The following is a 22,379-nucleotide window of genomic DNA, read 5'->3' on the forward strand; positions in this document are numbered from 1 at the left end:
CCCGGGGGGGGGGGCTTTTTGGGGGGGGCCGCGGGTGGTGGTGTGTCGGCGTCCGGGGTGGGGTGGGGGGGTTTTTTTTTGTTTTGCGGGGGTTTGGGGGGGCGCTCCCCCCCCGGCCCCCGCGCGGGGGGCCCCGCCCCCGCCCTGCCCACCCTGGGTTTCGGTGTGCTGCCCCTGTTGGGCGAGGTACCCGAGAATGTGGCGGCGGAAATCTTTCCGGCGGTGGCTGATGGCGCGGTGCTCACCGCTGCCATCAGCGAGCCCGGTGCGCCGTTGACCACCGAGCCCACCACCAAGGCGGAAGTTTCCGGCGATACCGTGCGCATCACCGGATACAAGGTCGCGGTGCCGTGCGCGGATCAGGCCCGCTGGCTGCTGGTCACCACGGACTCCGGGGTCGCCGTCGTCGATGCGGCGGCGGCGGGCCTGTCGTTCGCGCCGTCCTCGGTCTCCGGCGGGCTCCCCGAGTTCTCGGTGGAACTGGACGGGGTGGAGATTCCGGCCGACCGGTTGCTGCCCGACGCGGGCCCGCGGCTGCATCGGGTGGTGCTCGCCACCATCGGCGCCGTCGCCGACGGCCTGCTCTCCGGCGCGGTGAAACTCACTGCCGCGCACGTGGGCACCCGGCACCAGTTCAACCGGCCGCTGGCGGAGTTCCAGGCGGTTGCCCAGCAGATCGCGGACCTGTACGTGGTGTCGCGTACCCTGCACGTCGCGGCAGTTTCCGCGAACTGGGCACTGGAGCAGGACGATCCGACCCCCGAACAGCAGCAGCGGATCGACGACGATCTGAACGTGCTGGCCTACACCGTGGCCGCGGAATTGCCGCGCGCCATGCAGAAATGTCATCACCTGCACGGCGGTATCGGAGTGGATATCACCCACTCCATGCACCGCTATTACTCACAGTCCAAGGACCTCGCCCGCTGGCTGGGCGGCGCCGCACTGCGGCTCGAACGATTGGGGGCAGGGTGTTCATCGATCTGACCAGCGAACAACGCAAACTCCGTGACGATCTGCGCGCCTATTTCGCCGATCTCGTCACCTCGGAAGAGGCCGCCGAGATGTCGGTCAACCGGCACGGCGACGCCTACCGTGCCGTGGTCCGCCGGATGGGCCGCGACGGCTGGCTCGGCGTCGGCTGGCCGAAGGAATACGGCGGCCAGGGTTTCGGCCCGGTCGAGCAGCAGATCTTCTACAACGAGGCCTCCCGCGCCGATGTCCCGCTGCCGCTGGTCACCCTGCTGACCGTCGGACCGACGCTGCAACAGTTCGGCACACAGGAACAGAAAGAGAAGTTCCTGCCCGGGATCCTTTCCGGCGATATCCATTTCGCCATCGGCTACTCCGAACCGGAAGCCGGCACCGATCTCGCCGCGCTGCGGACGAGCGCGGTCAAGGACGATTCCGGCGACTGGGTCGTCAACGGGCAGAAGATTTTCACCACCGGCGCGCACGAGGCCGATTACATCTGGCTGGCCTGCCGCACCGGTTCGGTGGAATCGCGGCACCGCGGGATCACCATCCTGATCGCCGATACCAGTGATCCGGGCTATTCCTGGACCCCGATCATCACCGCCGACGGCGCACACCACACCAACGCCACCTACTTCGACGATGTCCGGGTCCCGGCGAGCATGCTGGTGGGCGAGGAGAACAAGGGCTGGCGGCTGATCACCACCCAGCTCAACCACGAGCGGGTGAGCCTGGGACCGTCCGGCAAGATCGAACAGCTCTACGACAAGGTCCGCGATTGGGCCCGGCCGCGGGCGATCCTCGACGAACCCGAGGCGCAGCGCGCGCTGGGCCGCATCCACGCCATGACCCGGCTCAACGAACTGCTGAACTGGCAGGTGGCGGCCACCGCGGAGGATCCGGGCACGGATCAGTCACAGGTCATCGCCGATGCTTCGGCGACCAAGATCTTCTCCACCGAATCGCTGCAGGAAGCCGGCCGGCTGGCCGAAGAGGTCGTGGGCCGCTTCGGCGACCCGGCCGACCCGGCCACCGCGGAACTGCTGGGCTGGCTGGACCGGCGCACCAAACAGAACCTGGTGGTGACCTTCGGCGGCGGCGTCAACGAGGTGATGCGCGAACTCGTCGCCTCCGCGGGCCTGAAACTGCCCCGGGTCCCACGTTGACCGGGTTCGGCCGGATCCCGCGCCCCACCCTCTATCCCTAAGGAGCAGTTCCTTGCCGGATATCAGTACACCGGAAGAGATCACCGCGGCCGCGGAGAAGACCAGGGCGGCCGGTGCCAGTGCGCCCCGGCTCGGCCGCGACCCGGTGAACCAGCCGATGATCAACAATTGGGTGGAGGCGCTGGGCGATACCAACCCGGTGTACGTCGACGAGGTCGCCGCCAAAGCTGCCGGGTTCGACGGGATCGTCGCCCCACCGGCCATGGCGCAGGTGTGGACGATGCTGGGGCTGGGCGGCCGCCGTCCGGCCGACGATCCGATGGAGGCCACCAACGCCCTGCTCGATTCCGCGGGCTACACCTCGGTGGTCGGCACCAACTGCGAGCAGATCTACCACCGCTACCTGCGGCCCGGTGAAGAGGTGAGCATCACCAGCGCACTGGACAGCATTGTGGGCCCGAAGAAGACCGGGCTGGGGGAGGGGTTCTTCCTCACCTACCGCACCAGCTGGTACGTCGGCGACGAACTCGTCACCGAAATGCTGTTCCGCATCCTGAAGTTCGCGCCCGGGACGGGTGCGCCGCCGAAGCCGTCGCTCGCCGACCGTGTCCGCCCGCTGGTCTCCCACGACACCGAATTCTTCTGGGAAGGCACGAAAGCGGGGGAGCTGCGCATCCAGAAATTGCCCGACGGCACCCTGCGCCACCCGCCCGTTCCCGCGATCTGGCAGGACAAGACCGAACCGGTCGACTATGTCGTCGCCTCCGGTAAGGGCACCGTGTTCAGCTTCGTCGTGCACCACGCGCCCAAGGTCCCCGGCCGGGACCTGCCGTTCGTGGTGGCGCTGGTGGAGCTCGAGGAAGGTGTGCGGATGCTGGGCGAACTGCGCGGTATCGAACCCGAGAAGGTCGAGGTCGGGCTGGGCGTCGTCGCCGATTTCGAAAAACTGGACGACGATACGGTGCTGCCGTTCTGGAAGGTGATCCCGTGACGACAACATTCGATCCCGCAGCGGTGGCGGTGGGCACCGAACTGCCCGAACTCTCGATCCACGCCGACCCGACCTTCGTGATCAGCACCGCCCTGGCCACGCGGGATTTCCAGGATGTGCACCACGACCGGGACAAGGCGATCGAGCGCGGTTCGAAGGATATTTTCGTCAATATCCTCACCGATACCGGCCTGGTGCAGCGGTTCGTCACCGACTGGGCGGGGCCGAGCACGGTGGTGAAATCCATCTCGCTGCGACTCGGGGTACCGCTCTACGCCTACGACACCCTCACCCTCACCGGCAAGGTGACGGCGATCGAGGGATCCGAGGTGAACCTCGAGGTGATCGGCAAGGACAGCCTCGGCGATCACATCGTCGCGAAGGTCGTCATCGATATCGCGCGGTGCGGCGCGGGTCCGGCGTGAGGAACGAGGTTCGTATGACCAACTCAGATCATCCACTGTCCGGACGGGCGGCCATCGCGGGTATCGGCGCCACCGATTTCTCCAAGGAATCCGGCCGCAGCGAACTGCGGCTGGCCGCGGAGGCGGTAACCGCCGCGCTCGCCGACGCCGGGCTCACTCCCGCCGACGTCGACGGCCTGACCACCTTCACGATGGATACGAACCTGCAGGTCGCGGTGGCGCGGGCGGTCGGTATTCCGCAACTGAAGTTCTTCAGCCATATCGGCTACGGCGGGGGCGCGGCCTGCGCCACCGTGCAGCAGGCCGCGATGGCGGTCGCCACCGGGGTGGCGGATGTGGTGGTGGCCTACCGGGCGTTCAACGAGCGGTCGGTATCGCGGTTCGGGCAGTTCTCCACCTCTCTGGCCGCGGCGCCGACCTCCTCCGGGATCGACGCCGGTTGGTCGTACCCGCACGGCCTGGGCACGCCCGCTGCGCAGGTCGCCATGGTGGCGCGCCGCTACATGCACGTCTACGGTGCGACCAGCGCCGACTTCGGGCGGATCGCCGTCGCGGACCGCAAGCACGCCGCGGTGAACCCGAACGCCTTCTTCTACAACAAGCCGATCACTCTCGAAGACCACCAGAAGTCGCGCTGGATCGCCGAACCGCTGCACCTGCTGGACTGCTGCCAGGAATCCGACGGTGGGGTCGCGATCGTGGTGACCAGTGTGGAACGGGCCCGCGATCTGCCCAACCCGGCCGCCGTGATCACCGCCGCCGCACAGGGCAGTGGCGCCGACCAGTACGTGATGACCAGCTACTACCGGGATGCGCTCACCGGGCTTCCGGAAATGGGGCTCGTCGGCGATCAGTTGTGGGAACAGAGCGGTTTACGCCCCGGCGATATGCAGGCCGCCATTTTGTACGACCACTTCACTCCTTTTGTGCTCATGCAGCTGGAGGAACTGGGTTTCTGCGGGCGCGGTGAGGCGAAGGATTTCATTGCCGACGGCGCAATCGAAATCGGTGGAAAACTTCCGATCAACACCCACGGCGGACAATTGGGCGAGGCGTATATCCACGGGATGAACGGTATCGCCGAAGGGGTCCGGCAATTGCGCGGAACCTCGGTGAACCAGGTCGAAGAAGTGGAGAACGTACTGGTCACCGCCGGTACCGGGGTGCCTACCTCGGGATTGGTGCTCAGCGCCGACCCCGCCGCCTGAGCCGGTACCGGGCGGCCGGATCGGATATGAGCGTCGCCCGAGGTCGCGCGGTGGTCGGTGCAGTTGCGAGCCGGGCCGGTATCGCGGCTCGGCCTGCGCCTCCCAGCCACCTCATCTGCAGAGCTTTCGGGCCTTCGGTACAGCGAAGTTGCCGATCGGTCGCGGTGCGGAGCCTCCGCAGCGCCGGCCGGACCGGATATTCCCTCGGCCGGTGGCCGGTGGCCGGTGGCCGGTGCACGTGCCGCGGCACGCGCCGAGTCGTGTTTCGTCAATCCTGATGGACGCATGACGCCGCCCCGAGTACACGAGCGACCGACGCGCATCGCCCGAGTTGGGGACTCACGGCTTCCGTTTCGCGGGCCTGTTCCCGGTGCGCTCGCACGCTTGTGAGTTTTCACAGTCGGGAACAAGATATAACTGTCGATTGCTCAATGGGCAGTAGGTTTGCCGGCAAGGGGCTGGTAAAGATGGAAAACTCGTCATTTCATATTCTCGAATCGCTCCCGGACCGGCCGTCCGGCATGTAAATATGTGGCAGTTCTTGGCAGTACACATGGTGGAGTCGAAGTTTTGGCCGGGTCGCGGGCGCTGATCGCGCGCATTGTGGCGGTGTTCGCGCTGCTGTTCTGCGCTGTCGTCGCGCTGCGCGGACATATTCCGGGGATGCCGGAAAACCCGGCGGAAAACGGCGGCGACGCGCCCGCGGTGCTGTCCGTCGTCCTCATGCCCGTCCTGCTCACCGTCTCGATCGTGGTGTTGCTGGCCGGGGTCATCGCCAGCCAGCACCGGCTGCCGTTGGCCATGTCCGACCTGGACGCCGACGAAGCCGAACAGACCTGGCGGCTGGGTCGCTTCGGGTTGATCGTGCTGTTCGTACTGGCCGTCGCCGGAGTGCTGGCGTCGATCGTTTTCGCGGTCTATCTCATCGGATTCCAGCGCCCCGGCGAGCCGGTACCGGCGGCACCGGATCAGCGTTCCGAACAGCCTGCCCGGCCGGCTGTGCCGCCCGGTATGGAAGAGGACGAGCCGGTCCTCACCGGCACCGGCCTGATCCTGGCCACCGCCGCCGCCGCGACCTTGGTGGCGGTGGCGGTAACCGGTCTGGTCGTTGTCACCGTGAACACCCAGCGCCGGGAGCGCGAAACCGAATCCGAGGAGTCCGCGGGCGTCACCGACGAGCAACTGCGCGAGGAAACCCTGTCCCTGGTCAAGGCCGCCGAGATGGGTCTGGCCGCGATGAACGCCCCCGGCCAGGACCCGCGCACCGCGATCATCGCCTGCTACCTGGCGATGGAACGCGGACTCGTCTACGCCCGCGCCGCCGCGCCGCTGGCCTCCGACACCCCGATGGAGGTGCTGGCCCGCGCCTTCGAACACGGTGCCCTGCACGACGCCTCCGCCCGCGAGCTGGTCGCGCTGTTCGAGGAAGCCCGGTTCAGCCCGCACGCCATGCTGGAATGGCAGCGGATGCGTGCCGAACAGCTGTTGCGCGTGGTGCTCTCCGATCTTCAGGGCACGCCGATACCCGATGCACCGGATTCGGAATTGCCCGACCGAATGCCTCACTTGCCCGGTGCCCCCAGCGGGACGGTGACCCGATGACCCGGCCCTGGATAGTGGTGACCGCGATCCTCGCCGTCGCCGTTTTCGAAGTCGCGGCCTATCTGCGCGCCCGGGAATTCATGTTGATCGCCGCCGGGGTGCCGGTGGCGATCGCGCTGTGCTGCTTCGTCTGGGTGCTGCTGCGCCCGGAGAAGAAAGAGAAGGAACTCGTCGACGAGATGGAGAACGGGCCCGCCGAAATGCTGCGCCACTGGCATGCCCGCGCCGAAATGCTCGTCGACCGCGCCGACGGAAACCGCGCCGACTGGGATCGGCATCTGCGGCCGCTACTGGCCAAGGAGTTCCAATTGTCCGCCGGATTGCGGGTCAGCAAGAACCGGCGGGCCCTAGAAAGTGCCGGTATCCATCTGTTCGGCGCCGAACTGTGGCGCTGGGTGGATCCGGCGGATTCGGCGTTGCGTGACCAGAACACGCCCGCGCCGGGTCGTGCGGCTCTGGACGAGATCCTGAGCCGCCTCCAAAGAATGTGAGATGGGTCGACGCATTGCGAGTAAAGACATGACGATGCCCTTGGACGCGACTGTCCAACGCACCGAAGCCGTGCTCCGGGAGGTCTCCCGGGTCGTGGTCGGAAAACGCGACGAGCTACAGCTCATCATGATCGCGATCCTGTCCGGCGGGCATGTGCTCATCGAGGATCTGCCCGGTCTGGGCAAAACATTGATCGCCCGCTCGTTCGCGGCGGCTCTCGGCCTGGATTTCACCCGGGTGCAGTTCACCCCCGACCTGCTGCCCGCCGATCTGCTCGGCTCCACCATCTACGACATGTCCACCGGCCGTTTCACCTTCCGCCGGGGTCCGGTGTTCACCCATATGCTGCTCGCCGACGAGGTGAACCGCACCCCGCCGAAAACTCAGGCCGCCCTGCTGGAGGCGATGGCCGAGGGCCAGGTGAGCATCGACGGCGAAACCTTCCCGCTGCCGCAGCCGTTCGTGGTGCTGGCGACCGACAACCCCATCGAGTACGAGGGCACCTACCCGTTGCCCGAAGCGCAGTTGGACCGTTTCGCCATCCAATTACGTCTCGGCTATCTCTCCGAACTCGACGAGACCGAGATGATCCGGCGGCGGCTCGAACGCGGTGCGGTGCAGCCGCGGGTGCATCAGGTGGTGGACGCCAAAGGCCTGCTGGAGATGCGGCACGCGGTCGAATTCGTCTCCGTGCACCCGGATGTGGTGGGTTACGTGGTGGCGCTGGCGTCGGCGACTCGCGGACATGCGCAGGTGGAGGTCGGTGCCAGCCCGCGGTCGGAACTGGATCTGGTGCAGATGGCCCGCGCCCGGGCGCTGCTGAACGGTCGCGATTACGTCATCCCCGAAGATGTGAAAGCCCTCGCCGTACCCGCCATGGCGCACCGCATCACCCTGCGACCGGAAATGTGGGTGCGCCGGATCCGCGGCGAGGATGTGATCGGCGAACTGCTGCGCCGGCTCCCGGTTCCGCGCGCCGCCACGCAATGAGACACCGCGACGCCACCGCCACCGTGGAGGCGAGGCTGCGCTGGCGCCCCGCTCCGCTGACCTATCTGCTCGCTATCGCCTCGGCGGTTGCACTGTTCGGCGCGGTGATATCGGCCAGTTGGCAGCTGGTGGTTTTCGCCGCGCCGATGCTCGGGGTGCTGGCCAGCGCGCCGTGGCAGGTATCGCGCACCCGGATCCAGGTGGACGGCGGCGGCACTCAGCGGTGTTTCGAGGGCGAGCAGGTGACGGTCACCATCGCCGCGTTCGTCGACCGCGGCCATGCCTTGTTGCGCTGTAGGCCGGTGGTCACCGAGGGAATGGCGGTCACCGTCGACGAGTCGTCGGATTCCGGGACGGCGCCTGCCGGGTTGCGGTTGACGGTTTCGGCGCAGCGGTGGGGTCGCTACCCGATCTCGGTGCGGGTGAAGGCATTGAGCCCGGCCGGGATGGCGCTGGCCACCGCGACCCTGCCCGCCGGGGAAATCTTCGTCTACCCGGTCACCGACCCACAGCGAATTCCACTGCCGCGTACCGAACTTCCCGAACGTCTCGGTGTGCACCTGACCCGCCGGCACGGCCCCGGCGTGGAGTACGCCGATATCCGTGCCTACGCCCCCGGTGATCAGCTCCGCATCGTGAACTGGCCGGTGAGTGCCCGCCGCGGCCGGTTGTACGTGACCGAACGCCTGACCAACCGCTCCGCCGACGTCGTCGTCCTGGTGGACACCTCCCAGCAGGCCCCGGGCCCGGCCAGCGACGCCCTCGAACTATCGGTGCGCGGTGCCGCGCAGGTGGTGCAATCCACGCTGCAGGCCGGTGACCGCACCGCCGTGGTCTGCCTCGGCAGATCACCCCGGTGGTTGCGCCCCGATATCGGACGCCGCCAGTTCTACCGGATCGTCGACACCGTTCTCGATGTCGGCGACGAGCACATCCCCACCACCGGCACCCTCGCGCCGTGGGCCGCGGTCCCGCTCGGCGCGGTCGTCGTCGCGTTCTCCACCCTGCTGGACACCCAGTTCGCGCTCGCCCTCATCGATCTACGCAAACGCGGTCACGTGGTGGTGGCGGTGGATGTGCTGCGCGGCAGTCCGTTCGCCGACGACCTCGACCCCACCATGGAGAAGATGTGGCAGCTCGAGCGGATGTCGATGTACCGCGATATGAGCACGGTCGGCGTCGATATCGTCGGCTGGGCCGCCGACACCCGTCTCGACCAGACCATGCGCCTGCTACCTCGGCACCGCCGGATGATGCGGGTACGCCGATGACCAAATTCCTCGCCCATCTCTCCGGGACCCTGCTGGTGCTGCTGGTCGCGTTGATCCAGCCGTGGGCGGCCCCGGCCGCGATCGTCCTGGTGATCGTCGGCTGGTGGTGGCGCCTCGCCGCCGTCGGCGCGGTGCTACTGGTGATCGGGGTTCTGGGACTGTCCGACGCCGGGCTTGTCGCGGCCGCCGCCGCGGGTCTGGTCGCCACGACCTATCTGCTGAACATCGCCACCGTCACGGCCCCGCGCGGGGTCGTCCCGACAACGCTGCCCTCGGTGATCGGCGCCGTCGTGTGGACCGGCGCCGCTGCCTGCGCGGCGGTGTTGCCAATCGAACTGGCCTGGTCACCCGTGGTCGCGCCGGTCCTGGTGATCCTGCTGTCCTCGATCCTCACCTACAGCATCACCGCGACCCGTCGCCGTCCGGCGAAACCGGTTTCCGGGACGGCGCCCGGCGCCGGCCGGCCGGAATCGAGCTGAGCGGCCCGACCTCGGCGGCTGTGCGCCGTCGACCTCGTTTCTGCCGGCTTCGGCGAGATCAGCTGTGCGGTTTCCGGTTGACGAGGGTGATGTCGCCGCCGTAGTGAGCGAGGACCCGGTGATCCATCACCGCGCGCCACAACGGTGGAACGGCGGCGAGCAGGACCATGGTGGCGTAACCGAAGGGCAACTGCGGGGCCTCGTCCGAGCTGCGTAGCGTCTGGTAGCGACGGCCTGGGTTGGCGTGGTGGTCGCTGTGGCGTTGCAGGTGCAGCAGAAAGACATTGGTGACCAAGCGGTCGCTGTTCCAGCTGTGGCGCGGCGAGCACCGCTCGTATCGGCCGTCGGTGCGGCGGGCCCGGAGCAGTCCATAGTGCTCCAGGTAGTTCACTGTCTCGAGCAACCCGACGCCGATCACGGCCTGCAACGCCAGGAAGGGGGTGATGCCGGGCCCGAAAACGAGAATCATCGCACCGAACAACACGACGCTCATCGACCAAGCCTGCAGTAGCCGGTTGTCACAGCTGAACCACTTCTTTCCCTGACGGGACAGGCGTTCGCGCTCCAAGGTGAGCGCCGAACGGAAACCACCGCCCACACTGCGCGGTATGAACGCCCACAACGACTCGCCGAAGCGCGCGCTGGCCGGGTCCTCGGGCGTGGCGACACGAACATGGTGGCCGCGATTGTGCTCGACGAAGAAATGACCGTACCCGGACTGTGCCAGTGCGATCTGCGCCAGCCGGCGTTCGAGATGTTCGGCCCGGTGGCCGAGTTCGTGGGCCGCGTTGATCCCGATGCCGGAAACGAGTCCCATCGTTACGGTCAGACCCAGTTTGTCGACGAGCTGCAGTTCAGCGCCGGCCCACATATATCCCGCGATGGCCAGGCCGACGAACTGGATCGGCAGGAAGAGAAACGTGCACCAGCGGTAATAGCGGTCGTTGGACAATGCCTCGTAGTCTTCGTCTCGCGGGCTGCTTCCGTCGCAGCCCACCGTGACGTCCAGGATCGGAATCACCACGAACACCACGATCGGGCCGATCCACCAGAACAACGCCAGCCCCGTGAAGTCGACCAGCTGCGACGGTAGTAGCGCGCAACCGGGCGCCACGGTGCTCAGAATCCACAGATAGCGTTTGGGGTCGCGTGCGTTCGCCCGTCTGAGGATCGCCATATCCCGCGCCCGCGACCAGCCGGTGCCGCGGGACGGTGACAGTCCCGCAGCCTGACCGGGGCGCCCGAGTACCGGAACCGGTTTGGTCTTCACCGCATCAAGGCAGAGCCGCGCAGTTCGCCGGAGCGGGTACGCCCGCGAGGCGATCGGTCACCCACGGCAGCGAGGTCGTCGTCGACGGGAAGAACGCCACATCGTGGGTGCTCAGGAATCCGGAAATGGGGGGCACGGCACCGTCTGCCTGCAGTTCGACCGGCGTACCGCCACCGCACCAACTCGCGGCGATACCGCGAACGGCCGGGAACATCTCATCGTTGCGCGCCGCGTAGACACGCGTCGGCACCGAAGGGGCCGAGCCGCCGAGACGCTGCTCGTCGAAGGCCTTTTTCAACTCCGGGGAGTTTTCGATCACGGCCGTGATCGGCTGTCCACTGGTGGTCCATCGGGACGTGTGCTGCGGTTGGGTGAGGGTGTTGGAGAGGCCGCCGCCGCATTTGCCGATCGATTCGTTCAGGATCGACTTACCGGTGTCGTTGAGGACGGTATCGAGCACCGGCCGGGTGTCGGGGTAGTCGGCGGCGATACCGTTGAGGATCCACGCGATGGCGGGCGCGACACCGGGGAGGCCGTCGCTGCGCGCGATATATTCCGCGGGGCCGACCGGTGGCCCGCCCACGTAGGCGCCGCGGACGTTCAGATCGGGGGCATAGGCCGGTTGCAGTTCGGCCGCGGCCGCGGCGGCCATTCCGCCCTGGGAGTATCCGTAGAGAAGGACCGGCGAGCCGGGGTGGAAGCCGGTACCGGGCAAGCGCAATGCGGCACGGGCGGAATCCAGGACCGCGTAGCCCTGGGTCTTGCGATTGAGGAAGTTGTGGATACCCGGCGCGGCGAGGTCGTGATAGTCGGTCATCACCACCGCCATACCCTGGGCCAGCAGGTATTGGATGGCCATGACGTCGTATTCGAAGACCATATCGGCCGGTGGCTGGTACCGGACCACCTGCGACACCATCGCCGACGGCGCGCATTCCGGGCCTTGCCCCTGGGTACCGCCCGCGTACGCCACCAACGGGCGTTCGCCCGGTCCGCGCCACGGTGCTGTCGGCTCCAGATACGTCCCCACCACCGTGGTCGGCGCATCGTGGGTATCGCTACTGGCGTAGGTGAGGCGCGTCGACCGCACCGGCACCGTCCCGGGTAGTCCGGGCATCGGAAACGCTGGTTGCGACACCTCGGTACGGAGGATTTCGCCCCCCGCCACCTGCGAATGCGACAGCGCCGGTTGCGTCCATGCGGATGGTGCGACCGCCGCGCCCCCCGCGACCATGAGGGTTCCCGACAGCACTGCGACCCATGCGCGCTTTCCGCTCTTCATAGCGATCCCTCCTGCATACGGCTCATCCCGGCAGCTATTGAACCGAAGGCGCCGTGGACGCGAGCGCAACATCGAGGGCTCCGAGCAGAAAACGTGGCGCTTCGACTCAATAGATTTAGATCGACTTGCGAGTATCGCTGGTCGAGCGCGGAACCGGGCCGATATGCACGTCGTGTCGCCGAGGAATCCGAGACCGGCTCCAGCCGGGTAACTATTCGGCCCCAGTTCGGTCGATTCGGCCGACACCCGCCCGTGCCGGAGGTAGTCGGCTCTCCAGCAAGGGGAGACCGGAAAGTACTCGTATGCGGCACCGCTTCATCCACGATTTCGTCGACACAACCTTGGGGGCGGTCGAAGCCGACCCCGTAGTGGTGGGGTTGTTGCGCACGAGCATGCCGGACCTCCCCGACAACCCCACTGCCGAACAGGTGCAGGCCTGGATGGAAACCGTGGGATGGTGCAGGACGATGATTTCCGGGCGGCGGTGCGCCGGATGGCCGAGCATCATCGGGAACCGCCGCGCCTCCCACGACTTCTTCTACGCCGCATTAGCATCCATGGTCGTTGGCTTCACAGTCCCGGTTTTCCGCAGATCGTCGACATCCGGCCCAGGAAAGCAGGTCGATGAAAACCTTTCTCGCGCTGCTCGTTCGAATCGGCCTGGTATTCGTATGCCTGGGCCTCGGTTCCGCCGCCGCTCCGGCCGCGTTCGCGCAACCCGGCCCCGCGGCATCGAATCCCGTGCTGGTCATCGGCGGATTCGATGCCGACCAAGGGATCTTGGAGAAGCTGCGCGAGACACTGGACGGATGGGGGTATCCGGCCTATTCGATGGTTCTTCCGGCTGTGCCGTCCCTCTCGGGAGCGCCGACGGGGTCGGTGCCCATCGCCGAATCGGCGGGCGCGGTGGCACAGGCGGTGGACGAGATCCGGCGGGAGACCGGTGCGGCGCGGGTCGACCTGGCCGCGCACTCGATGGGCGGGCTCGCCGCCCGGCACTACGTCAAATTCCTGCGCGGCGGCGAATCGGTGGGCACCTACGTCGATTTCGGCACTCCGAATTCGGGACAGTCGCTCGGCCTCCTCTGCTCGCTGTTCTGGCCTGGATGCCGGGATATCGCGCCGGGGTCCCCGTTTCTGCGCGCGCTCAACCAGCCACCGGCGGTCCCGCCGGGCCTGGTTGCCTACCACCTGTTCTCCGAGAACGAAGGCCCGGAACGTGAGCCGCTGCCGGGCGCGATGAACGCGAGTGTCCAGGACTTCTGTCCGGGCCGGCACGTGATCCACCGCAACGAACCACGCGACGGCGCCTTCCAGGAGCTGATCGTTTCGGCATTGCGCGGGGGGCCGCTCGCCACCACCTGCCCGTAGTAGACACCGATCGGCGGAGATCGGAACCGGATTCCGGTACCGGGCTACTAGCCGTTCGGCGGGAACGGTGCGATCGGCCCGGCCCGGCCCGGCACCGAGTTCGGCGTTTCGCAACTCGACGACCGTCCATTGTCGAATTCATCTCCGGCAGCGGCCGTGGCGAGTTCACTGCGTCGGCGCTGCCGGAACTCCCGCGGGGTCTCGCCCATGGCCTCCTTGAAAGCGGTGGAGAACCACGATGGGTTGAACCCGCACCGAGCGGCCAGATCGCCGATCGGTACAGCGGAGTAGGCGGGATTCTCGAGGAACGCACACGCTGCGCGCATGGCCTCGGCCTGCCGCAGATCACGGAAAGTGGTTCCACTGCGGTACAGAATGGTACGTACCTGCCGCGGCGACCAGCCCAGTGCGGCGGCGACCGCGGGCAATCGGATGTCGCGGTGGCCGATATGCGTACGTATATATCGGCGGACCTGCTCGGTAACCTCCCCGCACTGGCTCTGTTGCGGGCTCACCTCACCGATCGAGAGCATGCACAACAGTTCGCCGATGCGCTGACACACCGCGTCGAACTCGCGTTCCGTCAGCGCACCCTGTTCGGAATGCGTACGTCGGATGAGTGTCCGGGTGATCCGGCCCAGGCCGGACGACATATCGAGCTCCGCTGTGCGCGTTCCGGAAAGGCCGGCGAGGCCGTCTATTTCCGTGCGCGGCACCTGGAACGCGTAAGCAGACGAACGCGGGATCTGGAGATGACACACCGTATCGAGGACAGTGACAGCGCCCCGGCCGGGTCCGGCGCTGGTGACAGTGCCGCCCCGGTACCGGACGGTGTAAGTCCCTTCTTCCGGGAACACGATCCAGTAGAAATCATCGCCCGCGATCCGGTGGATATGCGTCCGGGTCCGGCTCGAGGTCCGCGCTCCTTGTTGATCCCAGTGCAGCAAGCGGTAACCGGCGCTTTCCTGCACCGACATCGTCGCGCTCCACCGGTCGGATCCGTGATAGTCGTGATCCATCGGCATCAAACTGTCGGCGATCGTGGTCCACGACGCCGAACTGCGCGCGGTGACGCTGTAGAACTCCACGGTGTCTGTCCTACCGCATGACGTCGGCGGTAGCGACCGGCCTGCCGGCTGTTACCGTGGCCCGCCGAGCGAGATCGGGATGGACAGGGGCCCGATAGTGAAGAACGAGGGGGTGTAAGCGATCTCCTCCGGGTGGATGGCGAGTTGCAGGTGCGGCAGCCGCCGATACAGCGATGCCAGCGCCAACCGGCCTTCGAGCCGCGCCAAGCCGGCGCCGATGCAGTAGCGAGGTCCGTGTCCGAAACCGAGATGCCCGGTCCGCTGTTCGCGGGTGATGTCGAACTGATCGGCTGTTCCACCGTATTCGGCCGGGTCGACACCACACGCCTGGTAGACCACCCCCACCGCGTTTCCTTTCGGAATGGCCACACCCGCGATGTTCACATCTGTCAGGGTGAACCTCCAGCTGGTCATCATCACCGAATGGCGGTAACGCACAGTCTCTTCGACGACATCGGCCCACAGGTCGCCCGCCTTCGCCGCACGCAGTTGGTCGGGATGCTGTGACAGCGCGATTATCGCGTGTCCCAGCATGTGCACGGTGGTTTCGTGGCCGGCGACGAGCATGATCCACAGGACCGCTACGAGTTCTTCGTCGGTGAGCTTGTCGTTGCGTTCCCGCGCCTGCACGAGGCCCGTGGTGAGATCATCCCCCGGCTCGACCGCCTTCCGGGCCACCAGCTCGTAGAGATACTTCTGCAGGCCGTCCTGGGCCGCGAAAGCCGCTTCCGGCGAACTGTTCTGCGCCAGCAGGGTCGCGGTCCATTCGCGCAATCGGCTCCGGTCCTGTTCGGGTACCCCGAACAGTTCGCAGATCACCGCCATCGGCACGGCCTCGGTGAACGTGGGCACCAGGTCCACCCCGTCGCCGGCGGCCACCACGCCGTCGAGTAGTTCGTCGATGATTTCTTGGATTCGTGGTTCGAGTGTGGCCACCCGGCCCGGTGTGAAAGCCTTGCTGATCAAGCCACGGAGGCGGCGATGGTCGCTACCGTCTTTGGTCGACAAGTGATCACCCTGCACCACCGCGCGCAACGGCCAGTCCGGCGGAATGACTCCGTTGTGCAGATCGGGCCAATGCCGGGGATCCCGGGCGAATGTGCTGTTGTCACCGGCGAGGATCTCGCGAACCGCCTGGTGGGTCAACGCGAGATAACCGGGTACGCCGCCGGGGAACTCCACTTGGACGACGGGTGCGATATCTCGCAGCCGGATGCAGGTGTCGAGTGGATTCTCGTTCACGGCGGGGAAGGCGGGGAGTGCGGTCGGCACGAACATTCCTTTCGACTGGTCCGGCAGTCACCGGATGTTCGCCCAGGAGTATCACTCCGCGGCGTTCGGTCCGGTCTCTCTGCTGCGACCGTGCCCCGAAACCGAAGAAAGTGGGCGCAGACCGAAATCCGTGGGCGCCGAGTAGAAGTCGTCTCCCGCTCGCCGGATCCGGTTACCCGCTGTCCGAGGGAACTCGTGCGATTGTGGCGAGCCGGCCCGGCGCACCCTTGTCGTGGAACCTCGTCCCGACCCGTTCTGCTTCGATCGATTCGATTCGCCAGCCGGTACCGGGCGCGAAGGCGGCCGCCAACTCGGCACGGCCGACGGGATGCGGGCCTGGTTCGGGTCCGGTATCGCTGAAGCACAGCAGATACAGCGTGGCACCGGGTTCGGTGACGGTCGCCAAACTTCGTACGTACTCGACCCGCTCGCCGGAATCCAATGTATGGAACAGGCCGCTGTCGAGCACCGTATCGAACCGGCGTCCGGAAAGCTCCAGGTGGAGAGCATCCGCGATTGCGAATTCTGCCTCGAGACCCCGCTCGGCGGCGTTCGCTCGCGCGGTTTCCAGCGCGCCGACAGCAACGTCGACGCCGAGTACCGGTAGGCCTCGCGAAGCGATGAGCAGGGTGTTCTCGCCTGTTCCGCAGCCCACGTCCAGCACCGCGCCGGTGAATCTCCCGGCGGCGACTATGCGCTCCACCGCGGGTTGCGGCCCGCCGATATCCCAGGGTGCGGGCCCGTCCTGATACGACGCGTCCCAGGGGCGGCCGGTCATTCGTTCATGGCTGGTCGGCGTCCGGCCGCCGAACGGATCATCCGCGGCCGGTTCGGATCGCTTCGGCAACTGCGACACCTCCTGAATCTGCCCCTATCGCCCATAGTGGCACGTCGTACAGCATGCGTTGCTGCTACGCGGATTCTCTGGATGGAGCGGGGTTACACGGGTCAGACCGCACGCACGGCGATTCCCGGATACTCCAGGACGAGCCCCGCCGCGTCGTAGACCAGGCGGCACGAGAAATCGAAGACGGGCGCCGAGTAGTCGAAGCACCGGAACAGTCCACGGTCGGGTGTGCGCGAATACTCCTGGTCCAGCTTTTCGACCGCGAGATCGCCGGCGCGCACATAGGCCGCCGGGGCGGGCGTCCGTGCGCCGATCGGCAACGCCGCGCGGTGGACGGGAAAGGTGTTGGTCATCGCCGAGGACTCCAGGTCCACGTCGAGGCAGCCATTCAGCTCGGGTGCCGGTTCCTTGTTCACCAGCCAGTGTCCGGCGCCGTCGGCCTCGAGCAGCACGGTGCGCCGGCCGGTTGTGGAACGGCTGGTCACGCGCGCGGTGCGGGTCTGCCAGCCGGAATCCACGGCGATGTCGTAGGCGACGAACCATGTGTGGCCGTCCTCGACAGCGGTGGTGCACCCCTCGATCCGGTATCCGTGATCGAGGGGTTCGAAGTAGGCGACCTCGAAACCCGCCCGCTCACCGCAGTGCGTCCATGCGGCGGTTGTGGGCAGGGCGGCGAACATTCCGCCATCGTAAGGCTCCGGACGGTCCTCGAAACGAGGAAGACCCACGCCGCCGACCGAGCGCGGTCGGCACCGCAGCGCGGGTCGCGGACCTGGCCATCGCGGCGACTGCGGAAGCGAACAATCCGGCGATTCTGCATTACGACCGCGACTTCGAAACCGTGGCGGAAGTGACCGGCCGGCCGACCCAGTGGATAGCACCACCCGGAACGATCAGCTGATATCCCGATCCTCACGAGCGGATCGGCATCCACATCTCGACGGTGGTGCCGTTGTCCGAGGCCGTGACCTTCACCTCCGGGATCAGCGTCCGGATCATGGCGAGCCCGCGGCCGCGGATGGGATCAGGTCCGGGGGCCGGACGCTTCCAGCGACCGTGATCGCGGACGGTGATCCGCAGACCCGCCGAATCGCGCGTGGCCCGGAGACGGATGGTTCCGCCGTCGCCGCGGTGGCCGTGTTCGATCGCGTTGGCACACGCCTCGCCGGTGGCGAGGAGTACGTCGTAGGCCGTGCACTCGTCGAGCGGGGAGTCTTGTAACCAGTCCTGCATCGCGTGCCGCACCTCGGCGAGCGCGGTGGGCCTCGCCGGGAAATCCAGCTGAAACCGGCTCGGCGGACTGTGCAGCCCGGTGGGGCGGGCCATTGTCAACGTCATCGCCTCCTGTAGCTCTCGCCGGCGGACGGCGCAGGCGGTACCGTGCCCGGCGTTCTGCCACAAACGCAGTGGGACTGCGCTTGCCGATAGCCATACCCATTCGATTCCCCCGCATGCAGCCCGCTGCTGGTGATCATGCGGACACCGGAAGCGGAAACGGGCTGACAAACCGCAGCTCCGGCGGCGACAACGCCTGATTCCCGATCGGTCGGATCGGGTAGATTGACCGCGAAGATCACTTACCGCCCCGGTCGCGCGCCGGGGCCTCGATATCGCAGAGGTGGAGAAGTGGCGAATTGCGAACTGGGAGGTCCGCGGTGAGCAGCGAAGGTGTATCACGCATGCTCGACGTCCAGGTGCGCATCGCGGACGGAACCACGGTCGTCACCGTGCACGGCGAGGTCGATATGGCGTCGGCGCCGCAGCTGCAGGCCGCCCTCGAAGATGCACAGCGCGGCGGGAACCCGCTGGTGGTGGACATGTCCGAAGTCGGTTTCCTCGGTTCGGCCGGTTTGAGCGTGCTGCTGGTGACCACCGAGGCCGCCGGCGCCGCCGGTCTCCGCGTGGTGGCCTCCGATGCGGTCCGCCGGCCCATCGAGCTCACCGGTCTCGACAAGATGCTGGCGGTATACGACTCGCTGGATACGGCACTGGCCGTCGACACCTCGGCGTCGTGACCGCGGTCCGGACTACCGGGTACGCGGCAGGCGGACGACCTGAACGAAGAAGTCGTCGATCTGTTTGATCGCGGCGACGAACTGATCCAGATCCACCGGCTTGGTGACGTAGGCGTTGGCGTGCAGTTTATAGCTGCGCAGGATGTCCTCCTCCGCTGCGGAGGTGGTGAGCACCACGACCGGGATATGGGCGAGGTCGGGGTCGGCCTTGATTTTCTCGAGTACCTGCCTGCCGTCGTATTTCGGCAGGTTCAGGTCGAGCAGGATGAGGTCGGGGCTGGGCGCGTCGGAGTACTCACCACTGCGGTAGAGGAAATCCAGCGCCTCCTGGCCGTCGCGGGCGACGTGCAGCGTATTTCCGATCCTGTTGTCCTCGAATGCTTCCCGCGTCATCAGTTCGTCGCCGGGATCGTCCTCGACGAGCAGGATATCGATCGGCCGGCCCGGCACGGTCATACGCTGATTCCTTCGGTGGTTTCTGTGGGGGTGTGATCGGCTGCGTCCGGAGTGGCCGGAGGCGCGGGCTCGGTGCGCAGGGTGAAGCAGATGCGGGTGCCCTCGGTGTATCCGGAATCGATCCAGATCCGGCCGCCATGGTATTCGACGATTTTCTTGCAGACGGCGAGCCCGATTCCGGTACCGCTGTATTCGTTGCGCGCGTGCAGCCGCTGGAAGATGACGAAAACCTTCTCCGCGAACTCCGGGGGGATCCCGATGCCGTTGTCGCTCACGCTGAACAGGAGGGAATCTGCTTCCTCGGGAGAGGGCGCGGCTTCGATCCGGACGACGGGGGCGAGCTCGGGCCGGCGGAATTTGAGCGCGTTACTGAGCAGGTTCTGCCACAGCATCGTCAGTAAGGTGGGTTCGCCGAGGATTTCCGGCAGCTCGTCGGGGCGCTCGACCAGTGCCTCGGTCTCCTCGACGATGGCCGACAGGTTGGTCACCGCCTTGTCCATAACCTGTCCGAGAAGCACCGGCTCGATGCTGTCGCCTACCCGGCCGACGCGGGAGAAGGTGAGCAGATCGTTGATGAGCACTTGCATACGCTTGGCGCCGTCGACGGCGAAATCGATGTACTGCTTACCGCGTTCGTCGAGCTGGCCGCCGTAGCGCTTTTCCAGCAGCTGGCAGAACGATGCCACCTTGCGTAGCGGCTCCTGTAGATCGTGCGAGGCGACATAGGCGAACTGTTCCAGCTCCGCATTCGACCGGCGCAATTCGTCGGCTTGCAGATCCAGCTCGGCCTTCTGCTGACGTAGCAGCGTGCCCTGGGACCGCGACGACCCCAGTTCCTCGACCACCCGGCGGCGCATCTGCTCGACTGCCGCGGCCACCTGCCGTAGATCCGCGGGACCGCGGCTTTCGATGTGGTGCTCGAACTCGCCGTCGGCCACCCGCAGCGACGAGTCGGTGAGGTCGGCGAGGGGGCGCGCCACCAGTCTGCGCAGCAGGACGGTCAAGACGGCGGCGGTCAGCAGGAACGTGATCACCAAGCCGGCCAGGACGACATCGCGGACGGTGCGGGCGTGCGAGATCGCTGCCCGGTCGGCGGCGACCGCGGTCGCCAGGCGGTCGTTCTGGGCGGTGAACGAGGCGCGCAATTCGTCGAAAACGGTTTTCGCCCGTACCGCTGTGGTGGCGGCGAGCTCGGCGGCCTCGTCCGCATCACCGGCCCCGGCCAAGGGATCGGCGTAGCCCGTGCGCCACTGGTGTGCCCAGCGCTCGACGGTGTCGAGGTCGGCGGTCAGATCCGGCCGGTCGGCGAGCAGGCCGCGAAGCTGCCCGGACGCACGTTCCTGCTCCTGTTTCCCCTCCGCATAGGGTTCGAGAAAGCGCGGGTCGGCGGTGATGGCGTAGCCGCGCAGTCCGGTCTCCTGGTTGACGAGCGCGCTCTGCAACCGGTACGCCTCCGCGGAAGCGGGCAGCGTCTGCCGGACCAGCCGGTCGGTTGCCTCGTTGGTTTCGGCGATCACCTGCGCACCCGCCACCGTGCCGAGCAGCACCACCAGGATCATCAGTCCGAGAACCAGCTGGAACCACACCTGCGCGGTGAACCTGCCGACCATTCGGGAAGCGGTTTTTCTCATTTCGACTCACCCCCGGGAGTTCCGTTCCAGCGCACGAAGATGATGGCCACGTCGTCGTCCAGACCGCCCGACTCGGCGGCCATACCCTCGACGCGATCGATCAGTGCGTCGACGAAGTCCGCGGGCCGGTCGGCCGATACCGCCCGTGCGGCCGCCAGCAGTCCGGCTTCGCCCAGCCGGTCGCCGTCGCGGCCCACCCGGCCCTCGAACAGGCCGTCGGTGAACAACATCAGGCCGGCGTCGGCCGGTAGTTCGAACTCCACGGCCGGCCACTGCGCACGACCGGGCATGAATCCGAGCGCCGGCCCGCCGTCGACCTCGACCCAGCTCAGGTCGCGGCGGCGATGCCGCAGCATGCCCGGATGCCCGGCGCGCCGCACCAGTACCCGCCCCGACTGCCTGTCCAGCATGAGGCTTGTGGCGGTGGCGAAGGTCAGCCGATCAGCGCGTTCGGCCAGCAGCACCCGCTCCAGCAGCCGGAGCTGCCGCGAACCCGTCACCCCGCTGAGAACCAGTGTGCGCCAAGCGAGGCGAAGCGCCACGCCGGTGGCCGCCGCGTCCGGTCCGTGGCCGGAGACATCTCCGACGATGACGTGCACCACTCCGCCGGAGTCCTGTACGACATCGTAGAAATCGCCGCCGAGCAGGGCGTGCGCCCGTCCCGGCCGGTAGCGCGCCACCACCTCCACCGCACGGTCGGCCCCCAGCAGCGGGGTCGGCAGCAGTCCGCGTTCGAGCCGGGCGTTCTCCTGCGCGCGCATCTGACTCGCCTGCAGGGCCGCGCTGGTCCGCTCCGCCTGTTTGCGCTGGATGGCGTAGCGAACCGCGCGTGCGAACAGCTCCGGTTCCACCCGGCCCTTGACCAGGTAGTCCTGGGCGCCGGACGCCAGGGCGGCCAGACCGGTGCGCTCCTGGTCGAGCCCGGTCATCACCACCACCGCGACCTGATCGTTGTGCGCGCGGATCCCGGCCAGCGCTTCCAGGCCGTGGGCGTCGGGCAGACGCAGATCCAGCAGTACGCAGTCCGGGACTTCCGCACGCAGGCGGTCACCGGCTTCGGCGAGGGTGCGCACCCAGCCGAGGCGCATTCCCGGTTCGGCGTCCGCGACCAGCTCCTCCACCAGCAGCGCGTCGCCGGGGTCGTCTTCCACCAGCAGAACGAACGGTTCCCGGTCGAACCAGCCCGCGTCGGCCGCCCAGCCGGTCTCCGTGCCCGGCGGATCAGCGAGCACGGCCACCGCCGGCGCATTCGCGAAACGGTCGCACCGCGGAATGCGGAACGAAACAGATTTTGCCAGGGGGCATCGGCACGGAGGCCTCCGATCACACAGGAAACGACGGCGCCACGGGCGCGCGTCCCACTCGCTCAGCGGCCGGTTTCTGGACCGAGAGGCAGCAGTGATCGTAACGGATCGTTCGGGGCCCAGGCGGACGGAACCCGTACCGACGGTCGAATACCGGCAAATGTGTGGCGGGGCGCCCCGCCCGGGGGGGGGGGGCACCGGCCGCGCCGGGGTGATGAGGGGGGGTGGGGGCGGCCCGACCCCC

22 protein-coding genes are annotated in these 22,379 nt (G+C 67.3%); 12 read left to right on the forward strand and 10 right to left on the reverse strand.

Annotated elements, in window-relative coordinates; translation table 11 throughout:
• The first annotated feature begins 165 nt into the window (after positions 1-165).
• The 10 genes from QH195_RS30445 (at position 166) to QH195_RS30490 (ending at position 9,599) form a co-directional block, all read left to right on the forward strand.
• Positions 166-987: an acyl-CoA dehydrogenase family protein gene (locus QH195_RS30445; protein ID WP_280437915.1), complete on the forward strand. Its 822-nt coding sequence runs from the start codon at positions 166-168 to the stop codon at positions 985-987.
• A complete protein-coding gene (locus tag QH195_RS30450) occupies positions 972-2,141 on the forward strand; it encodes an acyl-CoA dehydrogenase family protein (RefSeq protein ID WP_280437916.1) in 1,170 nt (389 codons plus the stop codon). The genes QH195_RS30445 and QH195_RS30450 overlap by 16 nt, the downstream gene beginning before the upstream one ends.
• A 52-nt stretch (positions 2,142-2,193) precedes the next feature.
• Positions 2,194-3,132, forward strand: coding sequence for a bifunctional MaoC family dehydratase N-terminal/OB-fold nucleic acid binding domain-containing protein (locus QH195_RS30455; protein WP_280437917.1), 939 nt, complete (start codon positions 2,194-2,196; stop codon positions 3,130-3,132).
• Entirely contained in the window at positions 3,129-3,557 is a 429-nt protein-coding gene (locus QH195_RS30460; RefSeq protein ID WP_280426342.1) for a MaoC family dehydratase, read from the forward strand. Before QH195_RS30455 ends, QH195_RS30460 begins: the two co-directional genes overlap by 4 nt.
• 14 nt (positions 3,558-3,571) lie before the next feature.
• Entirely contained in the window at positions 3,572-4,765 is a 1,194-nt protein-coding gene (locus QH195_RS30465; protein ID WP_280426343.1) for a lipid-transfer protein, read from the forward strand.
• 570 nt (positions 4,766-5,335) lie between these two features.
• Positions 5,336-6,367 (forward strand): DUF4129 domain-containing protein, encoded by a 1,032-nt coding sequence (locus QH195_RS30470; RefSeq protein WP_280437918.1) that lies wholly within the window; start codon positions 5,336-5,338, stop codon positions 6,365-6,367.
• Complete coding sequence (locus QH195_RS30475; protein WP_280437919.1) at positions 6,364-6,858, forward strand: hypothetical protein; 495 nt, start codon at positions 6,364-6,366, stop codon at positions 6,856-6,858. The genes QH195_RS30470 and QH195_RS30475 overlap by 4 nt, the downstream gene beginning before the upstream one ends.
• Before the next feature lie 28 nt (positions 6,859-6,886).
• Positions 6,887-7,849: an AAA family ATPase gene (locus QH195_RS30480; protein ID WP_280426346.1), complete on the forward strand. Its 963-nt coding sequence runs from the start codon at positions 6,887-6,889 to the stop codon at positions 7,847-7,849.
• Complete coding sequence (locus tag QH195_RS30485; RefSeq protein WP_280437920.1) at positions 7,846-9,120, forward strand: DUF58 domain-containing protein; 1,275 nt, start codon at positions 7,846-7,848, stop codon at positions 9,118-9,120. Before QH195_RS30480 ends, QH195_RS30485 begins: the two co-directional genes overlap by 4 nt.
• Positions 9,117-9,599: a hypothetical protein gene (locus QH195_RS30490; protein ID WP_280437921.1), complete on the forward strand. Its 483-nt coding sequence runs from the start codon at positions 9,117-9,119 to the stop codon at positions 9,597-9,599. The genes QH195_RS30485 and QH195_RS30490 overlap by 4 nt, the downstream gene beginning before the upstream one ends.
• 58 nt (positions 9,600-9,657) lie before the next feature.
• Here QH195_RS30490 and QH195_RS30495 read toward each other — a convergent pair whose 3' ends face one another.
• Together QH195_RS30495 and QH195_RS30500 are read right to left on the reverse strand one after the other, a co-directional pair.
• Complete coding sequence (locus tag QH195_RS30495) at positions 9,658-10,776, reverse strand: alkane 1-monooxygenase (protein WP_280437930.1); 1,119 nt, start codon at positions 10,774-10,776, stop codon at positions 9,658-9,660.
• 97 nt (positions 10,777-10,873) lie between these two features.
• Complete coding sequence (locus tag QH195_RS30500) at positions 10,874-12,151, reverse strand: lipase family protein (RefSeq protein ID WP_280437922.1); 1,278 nt, start codon at positions 12,149-12,151, stop codon at positions 10,874-10,876.
• A 624-nt stretch (positions 12,152-12,775) separates the two neighbouring features.
• Here QH195_RS30500 and QH195_RS30505 point away from each other — a divergent pair.
• Positions 12,776-13,522 (forward strand): esterase/lipase family protein, encoded by a 747-nt coding sequence (locus tag QH195_RS30505; protein ID WP_280437923.1) that lies wholly within the window; start codon positions 12,776-12,778, stop codon positions 13,520-13,522.
• Between the two features lie 47 nt (positions 13,523-13,569).
• On the opposite strand, the gene QH195_RS30510 is transcribed toward QH195_RS30505, so the two are convergent.
• The 5 genes from QH195_RS30510 to QH195_RS30530 form a co-directional block, all read right to left on the reverse strand.
• Positions 13,570-14,610, reverse strand: coding sequence for an AraC family transcriptional regulator (locus QH195_RS30510; RefSeq protein WP_280437924.1), 1,041 nt, complete (start codon positions 14,608-14,610; stop codon positions 13,570-13,572).
• Positions 14,611-14,661: 51 nt separating this feature from the next.
• Positions 14,662-15,882, reverse strand: a complete 1,221-nt coding sequence (locus tag QH195_RS30515; RefSeq protein WP_280437925.1) for a cytochrome P450 family protein — start codon at positions 15,880-15,882, stop codon at positions 14,662-14,664.
• Between the two features lie 172 nt (positions 15,883-16,054).
• Positions 16,055-16,729, reverse strand: coding sequence for a class I SAM-dependent methyltransferase (locus QH195_RS30520; protein ID WP_280437926.1), 675 nt, complete (start codon positions 16,727-16,729; stop codon positions 16,055-16,057).
• A 101-nt stretch (positions 16,730-16,830) separates the two neighbouring features.
• Positions 16,831-17,409 (reverse strand): putative glycolipid-binding domain-containing protein, encoded by a 579-nt coding sequence (locus QH195_RS30525; protein ID WP_280437927.1) that lies wholly within the window; start codon positions 17,407-17,409, stop codon positions 16,831-16,833.
• A gap of 232 nt (positions 17,410-17,641) precedes the next feature.
• Positions 17,642-18,067, reverse strand: coding sequence for an ATP-binding protein (locus QH195_RS30530; protein WP_280437928.1), 426 nt, complete (start codon positions 18,065-18,067; stop codon positions 17,642-17,644).
• 341 nt (positions 18,068-18,408) lie between these two features.
• On the opposite strand from QH195_RS30530, the gene QH195_RS30535 reads away from it, so the two are divergent.
• Complete coding sequence (locus tag QH195_RS30535) at positions 18,409-18,744, forward strand: STAS domain-containing protein (RefSeq protein WP_280426357.1); 336 nt, start codon at positions 18,409-18,411, stop codon at positions 18,742-18,744.
• A 12-nt stretch (positions 18,745-18,756) separates the two neighbouring features.
• Here QH195_RS30535 and QH195_RS30540 read toward each other — a convergent pair whose 3' ends face one another.
• Genes QH195_RS30540 through QH195_RS30550 form a run of 3 tightly spaced genes read right to left on the reverse strand, consistent with a single transcriptional unit; the run spans position 18,757 to position 22,069 of the window.
• The gene (locus QH195_RS30540) at positions 18,757-19,200 is read right to left on the reverse strand and encodes a response regulator (RefSeq protein ID WP_280426358.1); all 444 of its coding nucleotides are present in this window, start codon (positions 19,198-19,200) and stop codon (positions 18,757-18,759) included.
• Complete coding sequence (locus QH195_RS30545; RefSeq protein ID WP_280437929.1) at positions 19,197-20,831, reverse strand: sensor histidine kinase; 1,635 nt, start codon at positions 20,829-20,831, stop codon at positions 19,197-19,199. Before QH195_RS30545 ends, QH195_RS30540 begins: the two co-directional genes overlap by 4 nt.
• A complete protein-coding gene (locus QH195_RS30550; protein WP_432278863.1) occupies positions 20,828-22,069 on the reverse strand; it encodes a PP2C family protein-serine/threonine phosphatase in 1,242 nt (413 codons plus the stop codon). Before QH195_RS30550 ends, QH195_RS30545 begins: the two co-directional genes overlap by 4 nt.
• Between the last annotated feature and the right edge of the window lie 310 nt (positions 22,070-22,379).

The sequence above is a fragment of the Nocardia carnea genome, assembly GCF_029868855.1.
Taxonomy (GTDB): domain Bacteria; phylum Actinomycetota; class Actinomycetes; order Mycobacteriales; family Mycobacteriaceae; genus Nocardia; species Nocardia carnea_A.